Annotated in this window: 31 protein-coding genes; 8 read left to right on the top strand and 23 right to left on the bottom strand. The window is 34.6% G+C overall.

All coding sequences use genetic code 11. The features are described from left to right. The 6 genes from Q9B79_RS10195 to gcvT form a co-directional block, all read right to left on the bottom strand. Entirely contained in the window at nt 1-375 is a 375-nt protein-coding gene (locus Q9B79_RS10195) for a GntR family transcriptional regulator (protein ID WP_001021351.1), read from the bottom strand. Nucleotides 376-491: 116 nt separating this feature from the next. Continuing rightward, complete coding sequence (locus tag Q9B79_RS10200) at nt 492-683, bottom strand: hypothetical protein (RefSeq protein ID WP_000535935.1); 192 nt, start codon at nt 681-683, stop codon at nt 492-494. Between the two features lie 70 nt (nt 684-753). Beyond that, nucleotides 754-957 carry a DUF3929 family protein gene (locus Q9B79_RS10205; protein ID WP_061677400.1) on the bottom strand — a complete coding sequence of 68 codons (204 nt, stop codon included), beginning with the start codon at nt 955-957 and terminating at the stop codon, nt 754-756. Nucleotides 958-1319: 362 nt separating this feature from the next. Then, nucleotides 1320-2795 (bottom strand): aminomethyl-transferring glycine dehydrogenase subunit 2, encoded by a 1476-nt coding sequence (gene gcvPB / locus Q9B79_RS10210; protein WP_000795696.1) that lies wholly within the window; start codon nt 2793-2795, stop codon nt 1320-1322. Continuing rightward, nucleotides 2792-4135, bottom strand: coding sequence for an aminomethyl-transferring glycine dehydrogenase subunit 1 (gcvPA, locus tag Q9B79_RS10215; RefSeq protein ID WP_306183899.1), 1344 nt, complete (start codon nt 4133-4135; stop codon nt 2792-2794). The genes gcvPB and gcvPA overlap by 4 nt, the downstream gene beginning before the upstream one ends. A gap of 20 nt (nt 4136-4155) precedes the next feature. Beyond that, nucleotides 4156-5256 (bottom strand): glycine cleavage system aminomethyltransferase GcvT, encoded by a 1101-nt coding sequence (gcvT, locus tag Q9B79_RS10220; protein ID WP_000631769.1) that lies wholly within the window; start codon nt 5254-5256, stop codon nt 4156-4158. Nucleotides 5257-5646: 390 nt separating this feature from the next. On the opposite strand from gcvT, the gene Q9B79_RS10225 reads away from it, so the two are divergent. Both Q9B79_RS10225 and Q9B79_RS10230 read left to right on the top strand, forming a co-directional pair. Next, on the top strand, nt 5647-7329 hold the full coding sequence (locus Q9B79_RS10225; RefSeq protein ID WP_306183903.1) for a DEAD/DEAH box helicase: 1683 nt from the start codon (nt 5647-5649) through the stop codon (nt 7327-7329). Beyond that, nucleotides 7316-8110 (top strand): YqhG family protein, encoded by a 795-nt coding sequence (locus Q9B79_RS10230; RefSeq protein ID WP_001183969.1) that lies wholly within the window; start codon nt 7316-7318, stop codon nt 8108-8110. Before Q9B79_RS10225 ends, Q9B79_RS10230 begins: the two co-directional genes overlap by 14 nt. 35 nt (nt 8111-8145) lie before the next feature. Here Q9B79_RS10230 and Q9B79_RS10235 read toward each other — a convergent pair whose 3' ends face one another. Further along, the gene (locus tag Q9B79_RS10235) at nt 8146-8277 is read right to left on the bottom strand and encodes a hypothetical protein (protein WP_000064661.1); all 132 of its coding nucleotides are present in this window, start codon (nt 8275-8277) and stop codon (nt 8146-8148) included. A 104-nt stretch (nt 8278-8381) separates the two neighbouring features. Next, nucleotides 8382-8609, bottom strand: coding sequence for a hypothetical protein (locus Q9B79_RS10240; protein WP_000032702.1), 228 nt, complete (start codon nt 8607-8609; stop codon nt 8382-8384). A gap of 73 nt (nt 8610-8682) precedes the next feature. On the opposite strand from Q9B79_RS10240, the gene Q9B79_RS10245 reads away from it, so the two are divergent. After that, nucleotides 8683-8799: a hypothetical protein gene (locus Q9B79_RS10245; RefSeq protein WP_002022367.1), complete on the top strand. Its 117-nt coding sequence runs from the start codon at nt 8683-8685 to the stop codon at nt 8797-8799. A 129-nt stretch (nt 8800-8928) separates the two neighbouring features. After that, the gene (locus Q9B79_RS10250) at nt 8929-9561 is read left to right on the top strand and encodes a VC0807 family protein (protein WP_001073110.1); all 633 of its coding nucleotides are present in this window, start codon (nt 8929-8931) and stop codon (nt 9559-9561) included. 68 nt (nt 9562-9629) lie between these two features. Here Q9B79_RS10250 and Q9B79_RS10255 read toward each other — a convergent pair whose 3' ends face one another. From Q9B79_RS10255 to comGA, 10 genes are all read right to left on the bottom strand, one after another. After that, nucleotides 9630-9830 (bottom strand): YqzE family protein, encoded by a 201-nt coding sequence (locus tag Q9B79_RS10255; RefSeq protein ID WP_306183907.1) that lies wholly within the window; start codon nt 9828-9830, stop codon nt 9630-9632. Nucleotides 9831-9868: 38 nt separating this feature from the next. Beyond that, entirely contained in the window at nt 9869-10366 is a 498-nt protein-coding gene (locus tag Q9B79_RS10260) for a shikimate kinase (protein ID WP_098254311.1), read from the bottom strand. Nucleotides 10367-10484: 118 nt separating this feature from the next. After that, a complete protein-coding gene (locus tag Q9B79_RS10265) occupies nt 10485-11135 on the bottom strand; it encodes a 2OG-Fe(II) oxygenase (protein WP_048531136.1) in 651 nt (216 codons plus the stop codon). Between the two features lie 176 nt (nt 11136-11311). Then, nucleotides 11312-11683, bottom strand: a complete 372-nt coding sequence (gene comGG / locus Q9B79_RS10270; RefSeq protein ID WP_306183911.1) for a competence type IV pilus minor pilin ComGG — start codon at nt 11681-11683, stop codon at nt 11312-11314. Further along, complete coding sequence (gene comGF / locus Q9B79_RS10275) at nt 11680-12150, bottom strand: competence type IV pilus minor pilin ComGF (RefSeq protein WP_306183913.1); 471 nt, start codon at nt 12148-12150, stop codon at nt 11680-11682. The genes comGG and comGF overlap by 4 nt, the downstream gene beginning before the upstream one ends. After that, nucleotides 12120-12422 carry a competence type IV pilus minor pilin ComGE gene (comGE, locus tag Q9B79_RS10280; protein WP_306183915.1) on the bottom strand — a complete coding sequence of 101 codons (303 nt, stop codon included), beginning with the start codon at nt 12420-12422 and terminating at the stop codon, nt 12120-12122. Before comGE ends, comGF begins: the two co-directional genes overlap by 31 nt. Continuing rightward, a complete protein-coding gene (gene comGD / locus Q9B79_RS10285) occupies nt 12415-12870 on the bottom strand; it encodes a comG operon protein ComGD (protein WP_306183917.1) in 456 nt (151 codons plus the stop codon). The genes comGE and comGD overlap by 8 nt, the downstream gene beginning before the upstream one ends. Next, on the bottom strand, nt 12867-13166 hold the full coding sequence (gene comGC / locus Q9B79_RS10290; RefSeq protein WP_306183919.1) for a competence type IV pilus major pilin ComGC: 300 nt from the start codon (nt 13164-13166) through the stop codon (nt 12867-12869). The genes comGD and comGC overlap by 4 nt, the downstream gene beginning before the upstream one ends. Before the next feature lie 11 nt (nt 13167-13177). Further along, on the bottom strand, nt 13178-14209 hold the full coding sequence (gene comGB / locus Q9B79_RS10295) for a competence type IV pilus assembly protein ComGB (RefSeq protein ID WP_306183921.1): 1032 nt from the start codon (nt 14207-14209) through the stop codon (nt 13178-13180). Then, nucleotides 14202-15245 carry a competence protein ComGA gene (comGA, locus tag Q9B79_RS10300; protein ID WP_306183924.1) on the bottom strand — a complete coding sequence of 348 codons (1044 nt, stop codon included), beginning with the start codon at nt 15243-15245 and terminating at the stop codon, nt 14202-14204. The genes comGB and comGA overlap by 8 nt, the downstream gene beginning before the upstream one ends. Nucleotides 15246-15450: 205 nt before the next feature. Here comGA and Q9B79_RS10305 point away from each other — a divergent pair, with 205 nt between their 5' ends. The 3 genes from Q9B79_RS10305 (at nt 15451) to Q9B79_RS10315 (ending at nt 18015) form a co-directional block, all read left to right on the top strand. Next, complete coding sequence (locus Q9B79_RS10305; RefSeq protein WP_306183926.1) at nt 15451-16146, top strand: helix-turn-helix transcriptional regulator; 696 nt, start codon at nt 15451-15453, stop codon at nt 16144-16146. A gap of 125 nt (nt 16147-16271) precedes the next feature. Next, nucleotides 16272-16514: a DUF2626 domain-containing protein gene (locus Q9B79_RS10310; protein ID WP_000440714.1), complete on the top strand. Its 243-nt coding sequence runs from the start codon at nt 16272-16274 to the stop codon at nt 16512-16514. A gap of 106 nt (nt 16515-16620) precedes the next feature. After that, nucleotides 16621-18015 (top strand): L-cystine transporter, encoded by a 1395-nt coding sequence (locus Q9B79_RS10315; RefSeq protein WP_306183929.1) that lies wholly within the window; start codon nt 16621-16623, stop codon nt 18013-18015. Between the two features lie 215 nt (nt 18016-18230). Here Q9B79_RS10315 and Q9B79_RS10320 read toward each other — a convergent pair whose 3' ends face one another. Then, on the bottom strand, nt 18231-18446 hold the full coding sequence (locus tag Q9B79_RS10320) for a DUF3912 family protein (protein WP_001008328.1): 216 nt from the start codon (nt 18444-18446) through the stop codon (nt 18231-18233). 252 nt (nt 18447-18698) lie between these two features. On the opposite strand from Q9B79_RS10320, the gene Q9B79_RS10325 reads away from it, so the two are divergent. Next, the gene (locus tag Q9B79_RS10325; protein WP_001093243.1) at nt 18699-19010 is read left to right on the top strand and encodes a hypothetical protein; all 312 of its coding nucleotides are present in this window, start codon (nt 18699-18701) and stop codon (nt 19008-19010) included. Between the two features lie 36 nt (nt 19011-19046). Here Q9B79_RS10325 and Q9B79_RS10330 read toward each other — a convergent pair whose 3' ends face one another. From Q9B79_RS10330 to murG, 4 genes are all read right to left on the bottom strand, one after another. Continuing rightward, nucleotides 19047-19535, bottom strand: coding sequence for a hypothetical protein (locus tag Q9B79_RS10330; protein WP_042875547.1), 489 nt, complete (start codon nt 19533-19535; stop codon nt 19047-19049). 79 nt (nt 19536-19614) lie between these two features. Continuing rightward, the gene (locus Q9B79_RS10335; protein ID WP_001012338.1) at nt 19615-19989 is read right to left on the bottom strand and encodes a nucleoside 2-deoxyribosyltransferase; all 375 of its coding nucleotides are present in this window, start codon (nt 19987-19989) and stop codon (nt 19615-19617) included. A 95-nt stretch (nt 19990-20084) separates the two neighbouring features. Further along, entirely contained in the window at nt 20085-20345 is a 261-nt protein-coding gene (locus Q9B79_RS10340) for a DUF3966 domain-containing protein (protein WP_306184805.1), read from the bottom strand. Between the two features lie 96 nt (nt 20346-20441). Then, a complete protein-coding gene (murG, locus tag Q9B79_RS10345) occupies nt 20442-21500 on the bottom strand; it encodes an undecaprenyldiphospho-muramoylpentapeptide beta-N-acetylglucosaminyltransferase (protein WP_000724748.1) in 1059 nt (352 codons plus the stop codon). Between the last annotated feature and the right edge of the window lie 5 nt (nt 21501-21505).

Consider the following 21505-nt stretch of genomic DNA (forward strand, 5'->3'; position numbering starts at 1 on the left):
TTATTCCCCCTCATATAAACACGCAATCATCTGCTGTAAATCTTCAAGTGAAAGCTGCAACGCTTTACTTTCATTTACAATCTCTTCCGCTTTACTTTCCAATAGACGAAGCCTTTGTTCCTTTAGTAGTTCATTATTTTTACGTGAAACATAAGTCCCCTTCCCAGCAACAGTTTCTATATATCCTTCTTTTTCAAGCTCCTCGTACGCACGCTTCGTTGTAATTACACTAATTTGTAATTCCTTCGCTAAGCTACGAATAGACGGTAATTGGTCTCCACCCTTTAAACCACCATTTAAAATAAGCTGGCTTAATTGTTTTCTTATTTGTACATAAATAGGGTCTTGGGAAGAATTCGAAATAATAATATTCATGTTTTCCTCCAGTGTGTATATACTGTATATAACTTACATACACAGTATATACACACCATCCTATTTTTGGCAAGAAAAAAAGACCAACATTTTCCTGTTGGTCTTTCGTATATGTATCACTTTTCAAAGCGATCTAACATCTCATCTCTCATTCCGAAACTCACTACCGCAATTCCTACATACATAAACAGAAGGAATGCCGGATGAACTGTGTTGTACCAAGTACTATCAACAATTAAATAAATCGTTAATGCGACAACAAGAACAAACGCTAAGATAAACATATAAAAGTGTCTTGTACTACCCATGATAAACTCCTCTCTTCTCAATTCACCATTCAACAGTATATTTTATCGAATAATTCGATATGACTCAAGGTTAACTTTCTGTTATGTAATCAAGTTCCACCTTTACAATGTCCTCACATGCTATTGAAATGATCGTTCCTTGCTTATCAATTGCCGTTACTTCCCTATTATCCATTACACGATGCGCTACTCTTTCTAGCACTTTTCCTTGATCTCGATAACAAAATTCTTTTATATCTTTAATCGTTTTTCCGTTCTCTAAATGGTATATCATTCTATAACACCGATATCCCACATTTTCACCCCCAGCTTGCTCGTTTTTTCACATATACATAAAAATGAGTCATTCCTATCTCATTACATCTTCTTAATTTCAATAAAATTCTAACAAAAATAAATACTTTTATCAAACTGACTTTTTCAACAAAATCACCTATAAAACTGCTTCTTTACACCATTATGAAACAAAAAATATAAATTTTTAACATTTTCTTCACCACTTCTGCATAAAGTGAAACTTTAATCAGTGGGTGTTTTTGTTCATCTCTACTGATTATCAGGCCACAAATTGCGGAACAAATTCTCCATACAAAAAAAAGAACTCGCATATAGCGAGTTCTTCCTTTGTTATTCTAATCAAACTTGTACAGGAGCTGGCTTTTCATAACGTAAAACTGGTTTACGTGCTGCCATCGTTTCGTCTAAACGTTTAATGACTGTTGTATGAGGTGCTTCCTGTACAACTTCTGGATTTTCTTCTACTTCTTTAGCAATTTGAATCATCTTATCAATGAAGCCATCTAATGTTTCTTTTGATTCTGTTTCTGTCGGCTCAATCATAATACATTCTTCCACATTTAATGGGAAGTAAATTGTTGGTGGATGGTAACCGAAATCAAGCAGGCGTTTTGCAATATCTAATGTACGTACACCAAGTTTCTTTTGACGACGACCTGATAATACAAACTCATGCTTACAATGTCTATCGAACGGAAGATCATAGAATGGTGCTAATCTTCTCATCATATAGTTCGCATTTAATACCGCATACTCCGTTACTGCACGTAATCCATCTGGACCCATAGAACGAATGTATGTGTATGCACGAACGTTAATTCCGAAGTTACCGTAGAATGGTTTTACGCGCCCAATTGCTTCTGGACGATCATAGTTAAAGCGATAGCCATCTTCCGTTTTCTCTAAAATTGGTTTTGGTAGGTACGGAATTAAATCAGCTTTTACACCTACTGGACCAGAACCTGGGCCACCGCCGCCGTGAGGACCTGTAAATGTTTTATGAAGGTTTAAATGCACAACGTCAAATCCCATATCTCCTGGGCGCGCTTGGCTTAATACCGCATTTAAGTTTGCACCATCATAGTATAATTTACCGCCTGCGTTATGGACGATTTCTGCCATTTCTAAAATATTTTCTTCGAATAGACCTAATGTATTAGGGTTTGTTAACATAAGTGCTGCTGTTTCTTCATTTACAACACGTTTTAAATCTTCTAGGTCAACAAGACCATGTTCATTTGATTTTACTGTAATTGTTTCGAAACCAGCTACAGTTGCAGATGCTGGATTCGTTCCGTGAGCAGAGTCAGGAACAATTACTTTCGTACGGTTAAAGTCACCATTTGCTTCATGGTATGCACGAATTAACATTAAACCTGTCCATTCTCCGTGTGCACCAGCAGCTGGTTGTAATGTAACAGTATCCATACCTGTAATTTCAATTAAATGCTCTTGTAAGTCGTACATTAATTCCATTGCACCTTGTACTGTCTTTTCATCTTGCAACGGATGAATATTTGCAAATCCTGCGAAACGAGCTACACTCTCATTAATTTTCGGATTATATTTCATCGTACAAGATCCAAGTGGATAGAATCCAGAATCTACACCGTGGTTACGGTTTGAAAGTGCTGTATAGTGGCGCATAATATCAAGTTCAGATACTTCTGGTAGCTCTGCATCTTCTACTCGAATATAATCGCTCTCAAACACATCTTCTAGTTTCACTTCTTCTACATCTAATTTTGGTAGGCTATATCCTATGCGTCCTTCTTTACTCACTTCAAAGATAAGTGCTTGGTCTTGGTTCTTCATTGGATAGCCCCCATTTCGTTTACAAGTGTGTCAATTTCCTCTTTTGTACGAAGCTCTGTTACTGCTACAAGCATATGGTTCTCATGCTCTTTATAATCACGGCCTAGGTCGTAACCGCCGATAATATTCTTTTGTAATAATGCATCGTTTACTTCTTTCACTGGGCGCTTACAATCTACAACGAACTCATTGAAAAATGGTCCAGCAAATGTAACTGTGAAGCCTTTCGCTTCAAATTGACGTTTTGCATATTGTGCTTTAGAAATGTTTTGACGTGCCATTTCTTTTACACCTTGTTTACCAAGTGCCGTCATTGCAACTGATGCTGCTAATGCATTTAACGCTTGGTTTGAACAAATGTTAGATGTCGCTTTGTCACGGCGAATATGCTGTTCACGTGCTTGTAACGTTAATACAAATCCACGTTTACCTTCTGAATCTACAGTTTGTCCGACAAGACGTCCTGGAATTTTACGCATAAATGCTTTCGTTGTTGCAAAGTAACCACAGTGTGGTCCACCAAACTGCGTTGGGATACCAAATGGTTGTGCATCACCGATGACAACATCAGCACCAAATTTTCCTGGTGGTGTTAATGCGCCTAATGATAATGGATTTGAAGAAACGATAAATAGTGATTTTTGTTGATGAACGATTTTTTCAATATCAGCTAATTTTTCAACTTGTCCGAAGAAGTTTGGATATTGAACGATTACACAAGCAACTGTATCATCTACTTCACTTTGTAATACGTCTAAATCTGTTACACCATCTTTATGATTAATTTCAACAACTTCAAGATGTTGACCTTTTGCATATGTTTCAAGTACTGCTCTTGATTCTGGATGAACTGCGCTAGATACAAGAATTTTCTTTTTACGAGTATGGCCAGCTGCTAGCATTGCCGCTTCAGCTAAAGCTGTACCTCCGTCGTACATAGAAGAGTTTGCTACATCCATTCCTGTTAATTCACAAATCATTGTTTGGAATTCAAAAATTGCTTGTAATTCCCCTTGTGAAATTTCCGGTTGGTATGGCGTGTAAGCTGTATAAAATTCTGAGCGAGAGATAACATGATCTACAATTACTGGAGCATAATGATCGTATACGCCTGCTCCTAAGAAAGAAGCGTACTCTTTTAAGTTAGCATTTTTACTAGCCATTTGAGATAACTCTTTTAAAAGCTCTGGCTCTGATTTTGCTTCTTTAATTTTTAAATCCCCTTTAAAACGAACACTCTCTGGAATATCAGAGAATAACTCATCAATCGTTTGGACGCCGATCGTTTGTAACATTTCTTTTTTGTCTTCTTCTGTCATTGGAAGATAACGATGCAACATGAAATCTACCCCTCTCCCCGTTACTTTGAACGTTTATAAAATGGTGTTGGAACAACTACTGCTTTGACGCGTTTATTACGAATTTCAATTTCTACTTCTGTATCAACTGCTGCGTATTTTACATCAATTAGTGCTAAACCAATGCTTTTCTTTAACGTTGGAGATTGTGTACCACTTGTTACTTCCCCGATCTTTTCTTCTCCAATAAATACAGGGTAATGCGTACGAGGAATTCCACGTTCAATTACTTCGATGCCGACTAATTTGCGAGGCGCACCGTTTTCTTTTTGCTCTTTTAACGTTGCTTTTCCAAAGAAGTCTGCTTCTTTATTTGTTTTTACCGCAAAGCCAATTCCAGCTTCAATCGGTGTAATATCTTTTGATAATTCTTGACCATAAAGTGGTAATGTTGCTTCGAAGCGAAGTGTATCACGAGCACCTAAACCACATGCTTTTAAGCCTTCTTCTGCTCCAACTTCAAGAAGTTTCTCCCAAAGTTTTGCTGCATCTTCACTCTTACAGTAAATTTCAAATCCATCTTCACCTGTGTAACCTGTACGAGATACAAGTGCTGGAATTCCATCTACAAGAATATCGTTTTTAAATTTAAAGAACTTAATTTCTTTCAAATCTTCTGACACAACTTTTTGTAAAATGCCTTCTGCTTTTGGTCCTTGAATTGCAAGCTGTGCAACTTCACTAGAAACATTGACTACTGTCGCATCGCCAATTACATGGCTAGCTAACCATTCGTAATCTTTCTCGATATTTGATGCGTTGATAACTAATAAATAGTCTTCTTCACCACGTTTGTAGATTAATAAATCATCTACTGTGCCACCATTTTCGTAGCACATAGCTGTATATTGTGCGCCCCCTACCTTTAAGGTAGATACGTCATTTGTAACAACACGTTGTAAAAATGCTAAACTATCTACACCTTTTACCTCAACTTCTCCCATATGAGACACATCGAACAAACCTGCCGCTGTACGTACAGCTTCATGTTCTTCTTTAATGCTTGAAAATTGAACTGGTAACTCCCAACCACCGAAGTCGATTGTTTTCCCACCATACTTCGCGTATACATCAAATAACGGTGTACGTTGTAATGTAATCATGATCTCTCCCCCTTATGCTCTGACAAATCAATAAAAGTTGTTACTCATTTCTAAACATTTTCATTCTAAAAAGATAGGATATACGGAATCTCATTATATTTTTTTATGAAAGCGTAAATAAAAAATCACTTTCTTGGATAAAATACGAAAGATTCCACACATTTCACACCATTATCCTAACATTATTCGCTATATTTCATCAATATTCTAGCATAAAAAATAATTTAGAATTTTTTATGCTTAATCCTATTACATACAACTTTTAAGATTTAGCTCTTTATCTTTGTTTATTCTTTACCTTTCAACAAGTGTAATAGAGCCTTATTACAAGGCTTGTAAATACAGATTTTTTAATAATTACTTTAGTTTATAAAAGGTGGGAGAGTCGTAATGAATGTCGATATTTCCATAGATCGAACGTGGCAAAACAATTTTTTAAATAGAATTGACGAAGATGGCCCTTGGACAAACTGGGATTTATATCATTTAGCTTATGAAACAGAAAAATCGTTACTTGTTCCTACTTTCGATGGATTACAAGCACCGAAACATTTATCCCATTTCACACCACTTCCTCATCAATTAGAAGTCGCTCAAAATGTTATTGAACAAATGAATGGTAAAGCGATACTAGCAGATGAAGTAGGACTTGGGAAAACGATTGAAGCTGGGCTTATTTTAAAAGAATATATGGTCCGTGGCCTTGTGAAAAAAGTACTTATACTTGTCCCTGCCTCCCTCGTATCACAATGGGCATACGAACTAAATACAAAGTTCTTCATTCCTGCTGTAGCCCAGAAGAAAAGCTATTCATGGGAACAAGCTGATGTGATTGTATCATCAATTGATACTGCAAAACGTTCACCGCATCGCGATATCGTTTTGAATTTAGAATATGACCTTATTATTATCGATGAAGCACATAAACTTAAAAATAATAAAACAAAAAACTATGAATTTGCACAGCGATTAAAAAAGAAATTTTGTTTATTATTAACGGCTACTCCTGTTCAAAATAAGATTGATGAAATTTTCAACCTTGTTTCTTTATTAAAACCAGGACATTTAGGCAATCAATCCAATTTTGAAGAATATTACGCTTCAAAAAATCGCTCTGCCGAATCTGATGAAGATTTAAAAGCTCTTATTAACAAAGTGATGGTCCGAAATCGACGGCATAATACCGGAATTGATTGGCCAAAGAGACATGTACGTACAATTTTTGTTGAGTTTAATGAACAAGAACAAGCTCTATATAATGATATTGAAAATTGGCGAGGACAAGACGCCTTCACATCTGCTTTCTCATCATTAACTTTAAAACGGGAAGCGTGTAGTAGTCGCGAGGCTGTTTACTATTCATTAAAAAAACATGTAGAAAAACGACAGAAGGAAAATGAGAATTACATAAAAGACCCACATATTGATGTGCTAATGGACAAAATTAATCAAATTCCTTTCAACTCAAAAGCGAATAAAGCTCTTGAGCTTATTACAGAAATTGACGATAAAGTCGTCATCTTCACAGAATACCGAGCGTCACAAATGTACTTACAATGGTTTTTACAACAACACGGTATTTCTTCCGTTCCATTCCGCGGCGGATTTAAACGCGGAAAGAAAGATTGGATGAAGGAGCTTTTCCAAAATCACGCGCAAGTGCTAATCGCAACGGAAGCTGGTGGTGAAGGAATTAATTTACAGTTTTGTAGCCATATGATCAATTATGATTTGCCATGGAATCCAATGCGTCTTGAGCAAAGAATCGGACGTATTCACCGTCTTGGTCAAAAAAATGATGTTCATATTTATAACTTAGCTACAAAGCACACTGTTGAAGAACATATTTTGAAACTGTTATATGAAAAAATCAATTTATTCGAGCGTGTTATCGGTGAACTTGATGAAATTTTAACGAGAATTAATATGAAAAACATCGATGCACACATTCAAGAAATATTTGCGCAATCAAAAAGCGAAGGAGAAATCCGAATTAAGATGGAAAATTTAACATCTATTATCGACTTTGCGAAGCGAAATGAAGCTGAGGTGCAAGGCTATGCAGCAACATGAAATTCATAATTACTTATACAATTTCTTTGAGGCGAATAACTGTGAAATTTTAGAACGTTCTCCTCATTTATTAGATGTGCAGTTGACAATTGAGATGGATAAATTATTAATGAATCGCCCTTTTTATTGGCACTACCTTGAGAAAACAGGAGGCGTACCGAATCCGATGCGCCTTACTCTTATTACAAATCCAGAAAATGAAGAAAACGACGGCGAGCTTATTCACTACGGTTCCCCACGTCTTCATCAAATTTTCCAAACGACAAAAGAATTAGGCTCTTACATACGTTTATATGAGGAAGTACGGCATAGCGGGGCAACACATACACCGCTCCATCCGTGGCTCGGTGTAAATATTAAAGTTTCCTATCAATGTGATCGAAAAAAAGACATCCTTCACTCCATTGGGATTCATCTTATTTCTGGCACAATGATCGCAAACTTTCATGAAACATTAACTAAGATTAAACTTACGCCGAAAATACCTGACTTTTGTTTTACGCTCTCGCCTATCATTAAACCGCAAAGCGGTTTACAACGTATAGAGGATGCTTTAAAGAATATTATTGCGGAAGATGACCATACGTGGGCGAAAGAAGCAAGAGTGCGCTGGAATCACGATTTAGACCTTTTAAATCGTTTTTATGAAGAAAGTGATGAACTTCCCGAAAGCTATGAAATTGAAAAGCAAGCCTTGCAAGAACAATATGAACCACGCATTACAGTGCAAATTATTAACGGTGGACTCTTTTATGTTACGGCGAATCATTTTCTAACTTAAAAAGCCCCTTCTGTTTTAGAAGGAGCTTTTTTGAGTTATCCTCTATCGCCATTACGCTCTTGTTGTTTTTGCTTTGCCATACGTTTTTGATGTGCACGATCCTTTGCACTCACATGATTTGCATCAGTTGGAAGATTTTCTTTTGAACGACCAATTCCATTACTCATCTTTTTCCCTCCTTTTTATATCTTTCAAAATACACCCTTATTTTCAGCTAGAGGCACCATCCTTATACAAAAAAATAAGAGCAGCCGTTAGCTACTCTTACTTCTTACTCACTCACATATTTTTGAAACATATCATGGATGCCTTTATTTACTAGGTTCGAGATCTGCTCGTCAGATTTATTCGGATAACGATCACGCAATCTGATAGATGCCTTCACCATTAAATTTTCTAATACAGAACGGCCACCTTCTCCATAAATAATTTCAGCATACTTAACAAGCCTTCCATCCTCTACTGTTGCTGGATTATGATTGAAGAAAAATTTACTCATTGTCTCCACCTCTCTCTTTTGATAACGTTTACATTTATATAGATTATTTATGTTATTTATTTCACAATATTGTATGCATGTATATTTAATTAGTTTCATTATAAAGCAACATATCGATAGTAAATATATGATTTTCCGTCCATTTTGTGAACAAACTAGAAATGAAAGCGTTTCCTTTATTATATACTAAAAAAACTTACTACGCTAGGGGCAATTTTTTTCAATCTACTAATCATACACTTTTTCTTTTTTCAATAAACCTTATACAATTTTCAGAAATTATATTATAAAATATATGTATGACTTAAGGAGGCTGTATATGAATCAAAATAAAAAAGCTATATTAGATCTTGTCTTTTATCTCGTAATCCCATTCCTCATTTGGAAATTCGCAAAACCTTATATCGATCCTTATTACGCGATGTTACTTTCCTCTGTTCCGGGAATTATTTATACACTGTATACCTTTAAAAAAGAAAAGCAGTTTAACGTGACAGGGTTCTTTATTTTAATTACACTCATTTCTAATACAACGGTAGATTTATTATCGGGATCAGCTGAACGAATGTTGTGGAACGATGCGTATTATCACATCGTACTCGGCATTATCGTTATATGTACAATTTTTATAAAAAAACCACTTATGTTATATTTCGCAGCAGATATTGCCGCACTGCAAGGCCATGACCGTGATAAAAGTCGTGAACTGTATCGTGATAGTCGTATTTATCCAGCACTACAATATTTAACGCTATTTTTCGGTCTACAATTCATATTAAAAAGCTTCTTAAAAATTTATTTCATCTCTGTTTTCGGTGTAGATGGCTATGGTGAAATGAGAGCGATTATGACCGCTGTTGGATGGGGCATTTCCATTTGTATCGGAATAGGGTTCGTATGGGTGAACAATAAAATACATGCCGTTACAGAAGAAAAGGAATCTGTGCAGTAAATAAAAAATCCCCTAGTAGTATGATGCTACTAGGGGATTTTCACTTTGCTACACATATTACGAAATCGTTAACTTGATTTTTTTCTTTTATTTTTTACATTTCGATAAAACAAAGCAGCACTTAGCGGCATAACACCAAACCATTTATTCATAAATGGCTCTTTTTCAGCACGGCGTTGTTCTTTCTTTTGTTTACGATTTTCTTTTGGAGCATCCATATACGACACAAACTGCTGCGTCACAAAGCGAACATAATCATTAGTAGACATATTATCATCACCTCTACTTGATTAGTATGTCCACTTTTTTATTCATTAATCTTTTCCTTTAATTCATTCATAATTTCCTTTACAGACTTATTCGTCGTATCGATATGAATATGAGCCTCTTCATAATAAGCTCGGCGCGATTCAAATTTTGCCACAAATGCCTCTATATCTTTCTTCTGAAATAGTGGCCGTGTCGTATCTTCACGAAGTCTTTCTGCAATTACATGTGGATCACAATATAAATACACGACAGTTCCATTTTCCTTCATCCACTTTCGGTTTTCCTCTCGTTCAATGATTCCGCCACCAGTTGTAATAATTACATTACAACTCGGTAGTGAACGTAACATTTCACTTTCATATTCGCGAAAAGCTATTTCGCCTTCTTCGGCAAAAATATCACGAATTGCCTTCTCCTGCTTCTCTTCAATTTTTTGGTCTGTATCAACAACATCCATATGAAGTTCTTTACTTAATGCTTTTCCAATTGTTGTTTTCCCTGCTCCCATATAACCAGTTATGTATATAGATTTCATATTCGTTCCTCTCAATCATTCATTATTATTTGTTATTATAACGAATGATTACATTATTTAATAAAAAAACGTTTTGTTCTTCTTATACAATGAAGAACAAAACGTTTCATACACACTTTTACTTATAAGCGCCTCTTCTCACCCACTGCGTTGCAATCCATTTCTCACCTTTCGTTACAGGTGCCCCTCCATGTAACGTAAGCTCATTTAATGATTGGTCTTGATAAAAATACTCAAAGTATACTGCCATTCCCTTTCTAGGGTGCACAGAAAGATTTAATTTCGGAAAGAACGTTTCTCCGCCTTCTTCTACATCATTTAAATACATGACAAGCGTACTAATACGATTATTAGCAGCTGATCTACTGTGCTCTGCAAAATAATCATAATGCGCTTTATATTGTTGATCCACCTCATAATTTAAAATGTGTAACCCTTCTCCATGCGACGCAGGAACATTCATGATAGATGAAATTCGCTTTTCAATCTTCGCAGTAAGTTCATTATCGTCTAAAAATGCACCCTTACTCGTTCGGATATCATTTACATCACGTGATGAACCAACTTTAGAACGTGCTAACTTATTTTTAGACAATTCGATCAATTCATCACATTCTTCATCGCTTAATACATTTCCTAACACGACAATAAGAGGTTCTTCGAATTTTGAAATAATGTGTATTTCCCTATCTTCCGTCATAATCGCATTTCCTTTATGATCAAAAATAGTTTGTTCCTTATTTTCACCTATTTGATTGTTATTTGTCATTTCCCTATTCTCCCTAAAAAATAATGATTGGATAGCATGAATATATCATATTCTTTCTACCTTTCTCTTTTTTGAGAAAATTTAAACTTTTAATTGTTTTATTTATCCATTTCCTTTGAAAAAATAGCCTATTTTCAAAGGGAAAATTATGGTTTTTCATCTGTATATTTTACATACTATCCTTCTATCCAATCAAATATTTTCTCATCCTTTTTTCTATACCGAAAGCTTACTTTATAGAAAACTTCTTGTTTGATTTTGCACTGTAACGAAACAAAAATGACATCATTTTCAAAGACGTAATTTCCACTTGCTTCTCCCTTTTCATATGGAAAGAAAAAAGTACCTTCCTGTTCTTTTTGCTGTAACTCCTGTTTTATATTTGTAATAGATCGATTTAGTAGTTCCTCTAATACAAACTTTTGCTCTATTTCAATATAAAATTTTTTATCTATAAGCAACATATTCGTTTCGTATACAAAGAACGAAGTTAATAATACAAGAAAAACAATTGTTCCTGGCAGCGTAAACCCTTCTTGTTTTCTCATGTATTTATTTCCATTTCGCTATACCTAATAGCTACACCTTCATATATTTTCCCACTCATATCTTTCACATTTATAAAGAGCAAATGAGGTGTTACTTCGTATGAAACCATTTCAACATTTTGTAATATAGCTTCTCTTCCGCGCGTATTCACTTTTCTTATTAGATGATTATTCAATTTTTCGTACGTCACTTCATCTCCAGTTCGAAGGCGAAAGCGCAAAAGATTACCTTTATTTTCAGGTACTATTTTTTCTACAAATGATACTTCTCGAAATTCTAATTGTACTTGCCCTATAAACACATCCCATTCCCAATTATTTAACCCTTTCGATTGTTTGTTTTCTATTGCAATAAAGTTTAAACGTGGCAAGAGTAAAAAGAACAGTGATAACAGAAAAAAACATACGATCATTTCAAGTAATGTAAATCCAACTTCTAATTTATTTTTTCTCCTGCATAAAAGCATTGTTCCGTCATTCTTCCTTTCACATCTTTCCACATGGCACAAACTTCATTTCCTCCCCAATATGTGTAATATACATTTCCGTTCACGACTTTTTCCTTCTGTTGTTTCGCCTCATTCTCATACATATATAAAGCTGCTTCCTTTTTTAATAATACAAATGCCTTATAACGAATTTGTATGTTCTTTCGTTCTTGCATAATCAATACTGATTGCGGGAGTATTAAAGATACTGCCATCATTACTATACTTAACGCTACAAGCATCTCAACCATCACTGACCCCTTTTGACATTTCACGATACATAAATCTCCCTCTTCCAAGCTGAAATACAATTTCATATTTATAACTTCGATACGAAAGTAAAATCGTGCCACCTCTATTAATATTTCCACTCGGATTATATGTCATCGGATTTGGAAAAGTATTTAAATCAATTTGTATATCGTTATCATATTCTCTTTTGATAATAGTCAAATTCGTACTTAGTTCTCCTATATAGTACGTATGTCTATCTTTATACCATCGTAATGTATAGTGTTTTTGGCGGTTTATCGCTAATTGTTGCATATACAAAATATCATTTGAAAACTGTCTTAAAAATTGTTCAATTTTTTGTTTTTCATATAATGAATGTACGTTAAAATACGTGACCATACTTAGTACAGAAATTGCAAATAGAACGAGTAACATTTCTAAAAGAGTAAAACCTTTTTGTTTCACAGTTTCCCACTTGTTACTGTCCCGTTATTTGAAATGTAAATAGATTCACCATTCGGACACTCTTCCTTTGTAATATACTTTCCATCAATTAGTTCTTTTAGCGAGGGAATTTTATTATGTTGCAATTGGTATACTTGTATTTGAGCTTCTATAGATTTCACATAGGCTTTACATCCTGTGCCTTCGACGGAGGAACGCTGTGTAACTACATTCGGAATAATTAATAGTAATAATACAGTTATGACGACCATAACTAATAGCATTTCTAAAAGGGTAAACCCTTCCTCATTCTGCATGTAAATACCTCCTAAAGAGAATTCATCATTTGAAACATTGGCATAATCATCGCTAAATACATAAGAACGACTATTCCTCCAATACACGTAAATAAAATTGGTTGAATAATCACTAACATACGCTTAACTTTTTGCTCCATCTTTTCCATAATAAGATTGCTATAGTCACCTAATTCAATCGCTAAACTCCCATTTGCTTGTCCATGCGTAATAATATAAGAAAGTTCTTCCTCATAATATCCGCTTTTAGCAATAATAGATTGCAACGGCTCTCCTGCAATTAATTGGCGTTCAATTCGGCCCGCTTCATACTGAAAGAACGGATGATATTTTTGCTCCATTATTATTGTTAGAGCCTCAAGTACGGATAGACCGCCATGTAACAGACCGCTCAATTGAGTGGCGAAATAATGTGAATGCTTTAAAATAAGAAATGTTTTTACGAGAGGGATACGAAGCATAATGTTTACCTGCTTCATATGTGGGAGTTTCCGAAAGTAAAAAAAATATATACTATAGCTAATTATGGCTAGACAAATAGTGCTAAAAATAAGATAGGGTAGTAGCTTAATTACACTTAATATTTGTTTTGTAAATAACGGGGCTGTAGAACCAAACGAACTATATACCATGTCAACCTGCGGTAATAAAATGCGGTTAAAAATCAAAATCATGATTATTAAAAAGAACGCTAATAACATAGGATACTGCATTATTTTTATCATATCTTTCCTATACTTATCCTTTTTATAAAGAAGTACGCTCCCTTGTTGCAATGCAAAAGAAATATCACCATGTTGCTCAGCATAAAATAAATAGCTTAACATCTCCTGATGAAATTTTAATTGATAAAAAGAATCGTGTAGACTTTTTCCATCTTTTAATCCATCGATCATGCACTGCAATTGCACTTTCTTTTCTAAAGGTAATTGAAACCGTAAAAATTCTAAAGCCTGCAAAAGGGAGTATCCTTTTTCTAATAGTTCTCCTAATCGTTTCAGTAATATAACTTGATCACTTAAACTCCATATTTTCTTAAACATACACATCCTCTTCTAAAAAACCTAAAGCATAGCCTTTTCGTATCGAAGATTGTAATGTTTCATGCTTATAAGTGACACATTCCCCATTTGCTTCTTTTATTGCTTGTTTTAACTCATATCCACATAACAACTCATAAATACTCGCTTGTCTTACTTGCCTCATTGATTTACATAAAGTTGAGCACTTTCTTTTGCAAAACGGACACTTCAATTCGACAAGTCGCTGTGCAGCTACCGCCAATAAAGATTGTTCAATCTCTTGCCTCGTTATGCCAAAATCCATAAATCTAAGTATCGCCCCTTTCGCATCATTCGTATGAAGTGTCGTCATTACTAAATGGCCAGTCAAACTTGCTCTTATAGCAATTTTTGCTGTTTCTTCATCACGAATTTCACCGACTAAAATAACATCTGGATCATGACGTAAAATAGCCTTCAATCCCGCCTCATATGTGATACCTGCTTTTTCATTTATTTGAATTTGTAATACATCGTCATTTCTTTTTTCAACTGGATCTTCCAGTGTAACGATACGACGTGTTTTCTTTTTTCTAATTACCTCTAATAACGCATACATTGTTGTTGTCTTCCCTGAACCAGTCGGTCCAGTAAATACAAGCAACCCATGAGAGTAATGTAAAAAAGAAAGTAGTTTCTTCGCTGTACTTGGAAATAACGAAAGATGAGATAACGGCTGAATAGATGCTTGTAAATGCAGACGAATAACGAGACTTTCTTGATATACAGTTGGAAGTGTGGAAAGACGTAAATACACTTCTTGCCCATCCATTTGTAAATACAGGGAACCATTTTGTGGCTTCCGCCTTTCCCCTATATCCATGGATGCTAAAAATTTAAAATGTGAAACAAGTTTTTCTCCAAATTCCTTTTCAATACAATGTTTCGTAATTAAATCTTTTCCTATGCGTAGTTGAACCGCTACATCCTTCTTCCGGGGCACAATATGTAAATCCGAAGCTTGTACCCTGCACGCTTCTTTCAAAATCGTATTCGCAAAGCTTTCAATTCCATTCATCATTTTTCCCTCCCCACTATGTATATAGCATGAAAAAATTCATAAGAAAAATTACTACTTTTGTATTTTCACTAGAGCAAAAAGGAAAAATATGTTTGTGAAATTATGAACAATTTCTGAATTATTGTCTGAAATTACCTATATGGAAGTTTATCTGTATTATAATGTTATTATCTTGGATAAAGTGATAAAGGTGGAGATCCTCATGGAACAAGCTTTAAAAATTACAGGTGTATTATCTGATCCAACTCGTTATTACATTTATAAATATATTTCTCAAAAACATAGTTACGTAACGGTACAAGAAATTGCAGATGAGTTTGACATTCATCCAAACGTAGCGCGTTTACATTTATCTAAATTAGAAGATGTTCATATGCTGAAATCGGAAACGAAGAAAACTGGAAAAGGCGGAAGACCAAGCAGATTGTATGTATTATCTGAAGATGTGATTCAATTACAATTTCCATTCCGTGATTATCAATTGTTAGCAAGAATCGCATTTAATTCTTTACTTAACCTTGGCGCTGCTGGTGAAAAAGCACTATACGAAACTGGAAAACAATTCGGAGCCGAATTAATGCAACAACATATGCTACGTTTAAATGTGAGTGAAGATGCTTTAACAGTGGAACAAAAAGTTCAAATTGCAAAAGAAGCTTTCTCAACAGCTGGCTTATCACCTGCATTTGAATTAAGTGCAGATGGAACGAAAATTTTCTATGATGTACACAATTGTCCATTTAAAGAAGTTGCCGTTCATCATCCAACTGAAATTTGTAATATGCACGGAGATATGATGAAAGGGATTTTTGAAATCCTATTCCCTAACATGGAATTAACACGAAACGATAGTTTACTCGATGGATGTAAATCTTGTAATTATAAACTAACAATTTAATTTCTCATATAAAAAGAAGCCAATTATAATTGGCTTCTTTTTATATGAACGAATATTTACAATAGTAAGAAAAATAAACTATAATGAAGTGAGGTTTACTTTTTTTAGAAAAGGAGGGAGATGGCATGGAGCGCATGTTTCGCGTTCTCGGCTTTTGGACTGGAATTTTCTCGGTTATGTTTTACGTAGGGGATATGCACTCGACCGCACTACTATTTTTAGGACAAACAGGATTCTTCGTACTTTTAAGCTATTTAAATTTAACAGAGCGTATGTATATATACGTATTTGGGGCATATTTAACTGTTTTCTTCATAGGATTTACATACTACACGACGTTTTTACTTGTCCCTGGGGCTGGACATTAAAAGATGGCATTTTGCCATCTTTTTTTAAATCCGCAATTTCCTAGTTGACTTATAGGTTTTATTGCATTATATTCTATATAACAGATTGGAATTAGGGGGAATCAACATGAATACACTGCTTGTCGGAATTAACGTTGCAGTCATGCTCATCTTAGTTGGCGTATTATATTATATGCAACGTAAGCATGTATCTTTTAATAAACGTGTATTTACTGCTTTAGGAGTCGGAATTATATTCGGTCTTATATTACAATTTATTTATGAACCAACTTCTAAAGTAATTATTGAATCAAATACTTGGTTTGGCTTAATCGGTAACGGTTATGTGAAATTACTTCAAATGATCGTTATGCCACTTATTTTAGTATCTATTATTTCAGCCTTTACAAAATTACAATTAACGAAAAACCTTGGTAAAATTAGTGGTCTTATTATCGGAATTTTAATTCTTACTACAGGAATCGCTGCAGCTGTCGGTATCGCTGCAAGTGCAGGATTTGATGTATCTGCAACAGGTCTACAACAAGGTGATGCAGAATCTGCTCGTCTGAAGCTAGTTGAAGAAAGATTTACTTCTATTGAAAAAACAACAATTCCAGATAAATTATTAGAACTATTGCCTACAAATCCATTTCTTGATTTAACAGGTGCTCGTCCAACGTCAACAATTTCGGTTGTAATATTTGCAGCCTTTATCGGTATCGCCTTTATCGGTGTAAAACGAAAATATCCAGAACAAGCAGAACTATTTAAGAAAATGCTTGATGCTATATATGCAATCGTAATGCGTATGGTAACATTAATTTTACGTCTTACTCCATACGGCGTATTAGCTCTTATGGCAAAAACAGTTGCTGGTAGCGATATAAACGCTATTTTAAAACTTGGTAACTTCGTGTTAGCGTCTTACGTAGCACTTATCGTAATGTTCGTTATCCACTTATTATTAATTGCTCTATCTGGTTTAAATCCAATTCAATATTTGAAAAAGGTGTTCCCTGTATTAACATTTGCATTCACATCTCGCTCTAGTGCTGGTGCAATGCCATTAAATATTGAAGCACAAAAAGAAAAGCTTGGTATTTCTGAAGGGATTGCAAACTTCGCAGCATCATTTGGAGTATCTATCGGACAAAACGGTTGCGCAGGTATTTATCCAGCAATGCTTGCAATGATGGTCGCTCCAACTGTAGGAATCGATCCATTACAACCACAATTTATTTTAACTTTAATCGCTGTCGTTGCGATTAGTTCATTCGGTGTTGCTGGTGTTGGTGGCGGTGCAACATTTGCAGCGTTAATCGTACTATCTACAATGAACTTACCAATCGGTATTGTCGCTCTTGTTATCTCAGTTGAACCATTAATTGATATGGGTCGTACAGCTCTTAACGTAAGTGGTTCTATGACAGCAGGTCTTATTTCTAGTAAATGGCTTGGTGAATTAGATCAAGATACGTACAATCAAGATGATACAAAAACTGGTGAAATTGCTTCATAATAAAAAGGACGCTAACAAAAATGTTAGCGTCCTTTATTAGTTCTTTTCATCTTCCTCTTTATCTTTTATACATAAGGCATAACATATTGTTTCAAACACTATGTAAAATCCCGTTCTTTATACTTCATTTCCATCTCCTTAAACACGGAAAAAGAGAATACAATAACATATTCTCTTTCCTCAAATATATTCCATTATCTCACAGCCCGTCCTTTTCACAAATAACCATTTTGTTCGCACCATTTATGAAATTGTCCTACGTCTACTCCAACTAACACGATATCCTTTAGCTCTACATCAATGATTTGTTCTCCAATTGCAATAGCAAACTGCGATTCTAATTTTGTCTCGTTTTTCTTTACAATTCCAATTCGGTTCCGATGCGGTCCATCTTTTATATATGCTTTTTGTCCTACAATATCAAAGTTCAAGATCTTCACCTCTTTTACTGCGCTCAAATTGGAAATACGATCTCCACCTCGGAAAATTTCCTTTCATTGCACTATTTCTCTATATATATGACGAAACAATAAAAGAGTCCTCCCTTCTTTACAATTATTTTTTCTTTGTTTCATTTTTGTGATTGAAACGTAAAGTTTATAATAAAATACACTTGGAAGCGCTTTCTATGTAATTTTTTATGTTATAATATATAAGTAGAACTTCGTAAAGAGGGTTAAAAAATGAATACAAAAATGATAAAAAAAGTAATTGAAGCATTAAAAGTATATGGCTTTCAGAATGTATCATTCTGTGACAAAACGAAGCAATTTTTATTTCATAACGAAACCGATATTATGAGCGGCTATGCAGAAATAACATATAGTAGTCAATTTGAAAAATTCAACGTACAAATTCATCCTATTGAAACGCATCACCAAGCAGAGTTACAAGAGGTTGAAAGACATATACAAGCCTGTATAAGAAAAGTGGAATATTTAAACGCACTTCTTAGCGGGCAAACGAAACTAGATGATAAAATTATTATAATGTAAAAAAAGAACGTGATAGCCTCACGTTCTTTTTTTACATTATACATTCATCTTTTCTTTCAGTTGTAATCCTGTAATAGACTCTAATACATCCATTGCTTCTCCAAATGTCATGTCAAAAATTGTTTTATCTTCTATGTATGGAAATTGTCTAAAACGCTTTTCTAACATTTTCACAGCATCCGACGTAAAGTGTGCACTATCGATGCCAAATTCTGTTTCAAGAAGAACGATCCAATCTAACACATGAAAACCTAATCCATTTACGAATGAAATAAGTTTTTCTTCTGGCTGTGAAGATAAGAATACGTGTCGTTCCATCTCACTAAAAAGTTCTTCTCCTAAAATATCAGCTAATTCATCATCATGTTCGCGGTCAATGATTTCTTCATAACCATAATCATCTACAAGCTCCTCAACTTCTTCACTATCTGCAAAAAGTAATTGGCTAAGAAGTGCCTCTTTCTTAAATTCACTATTTTGCACGACTTCTAAAAAGCTCGTTTCCCATCCATTTTCTAATTTCATATTATGTACTCCTTTATATATGTTTCTTATCATCACTGTACCCAAAAGATCACTTTTATAACCTTTTAGATAGTTACTATTATTTCACATGATTCATAACATAAGATGCAAATTCTGCTGCATCTCCTTCAAAAATATTTATTTCTGGCAAATGATAGAACGTTGTTTGGAGCGGATTTCCTTCATGATATACATATATATTTTTCTCTAACGCGATCGCCATTCCAAACTCTGTATGGCTCCCGTTTCCGCCATCTAATATAAGTAAAAATATATCCGCTTCTTTAATAGCATTCTTTTCTGCCTGACCAATTTCTCTTAATTGCTCTTGATTCACAGCTCTTTCGTTTCTTGTCCAATCATATGTATGGTGCCATCCTGCATATTTCAGTTCATTCGCTATAGAACGTACAAGATGTTTATTTTGGAATCCTGAAGCAATGTAAAAATTCATTTATATACACTCCTTCATTATGTATGGGGAAACTCCTTTTTAGCGTTACTTGTTATAGCTATGATAAAAAACGACTTCAAAAAAAATCCCCATCTTTAAAACTTATTTGCGTTTAAATGATGGGATGCTTCATGATCTTCTTTTATTTTTTGCTTTTTATAACTTTCATCAGCTAACATTTCTAGTTCAGCTGTTATCTCTGATTTTTCAAGCTCTCTTTCTTGCGAAAACTTCCTTGAAATATAAACAATAACACTACCAACGTACAACACAAAGCATATAATAAGTGCAGTATTTTCATAGAGACTTAGCTCCAACACAGTCACTCCTAATCCATTCGTATTTTCACACTTCATTAATTGGAATTTCCCTACTAATCCATTTGCTATTGTAACATAAAAACACCGTTTCTTGGAATCTTTCATCCTACTAAAAGAGGCATGATTGTTTCATCATGCCTCTGAAATATGTTGAATGATTGTTTGAATTGCTTCTTTTCCATTATATTTTTTTAGAGCTGTTTTATACACTTCATTATTTTGATTTAATTCTTCGACATGCTTTATAAGAGATTTCACAGTCACATCTTCTTCATACAATACGGAAGCATATCCTTGTCTCTCAAAAGACTCTGCATTTAGTATTTGATCTCCACGACTTGCAAATTTCGATAGTGGAATTAAAACCATCGGCTTTTGCAATGTTAAAAACTCAAAAATGGCATTAGAGCCCGCACGTGAAATAACAAAATCTGTTATGGCTAATATATCTGGCAGTTCTCCGTGTACATACTCAAATTGTTTATATCCTTCTTTATTTTGTAAACTATCATCAAGATTACCTTTTCCGCAAAGGTGAACAATTTGATATTTTTTCAGAAGTTCTGGTAACGCTTCTCGAACCGTTTCATTAATTTTTTTTGCGCCCAAACTTCCTCCCATGATTGTAATAACTGGCTTTTTACGTGAAAAACCTAAAAATGCTAAACCTTTTTCACGATTTCCCTTTAGTACTTCTTCACGTACAGGAGATCCTGTATAAATTACTTTTTCTTTCGGTAAATGTTTCGCAGCTTCTTCAAATGTAACAAATATTTTCGAAGCGAAACGGAGCGCAATTTTGTTTGCTAGTCCTGGCGTCATATCAGATTCATGTAATAAAACTGGTACCCTGTTTAACCATCCGCCTATTACGACTGGTACAGATACGAAACCACCTTTTGAAAAAATCACATCCGGTTTTAGTTTTCGAATCCTTACATACGCATCCATAACACCCTTCATCACAAGAAAAGGATCTTTTATATTTTTCAAATCAAAATAACGGCGTAGCTTTCCGCTCGCAATACTATAGTACGGAATGCCTTCCTTTTCTATAATCGTTTTCTCAATTCCTTGATGAGAACCAATATAAGAAATATCCCAATTCTGTTCTTGTAAATGTGGAATGATGGCTAAATTAGGTGTTACATGCCCTGCCGAACCGCCACCTGTAAAGACTATTTTTTTCATACGTC

The organism is Bacillus sp. MHSD_36, from assembly GCF_030757775.1.
Classification (GTDB): Bacteria; Bacillota; Bacilli; order Bacillales; family Bacillaceae_G; genus Bacillus_A.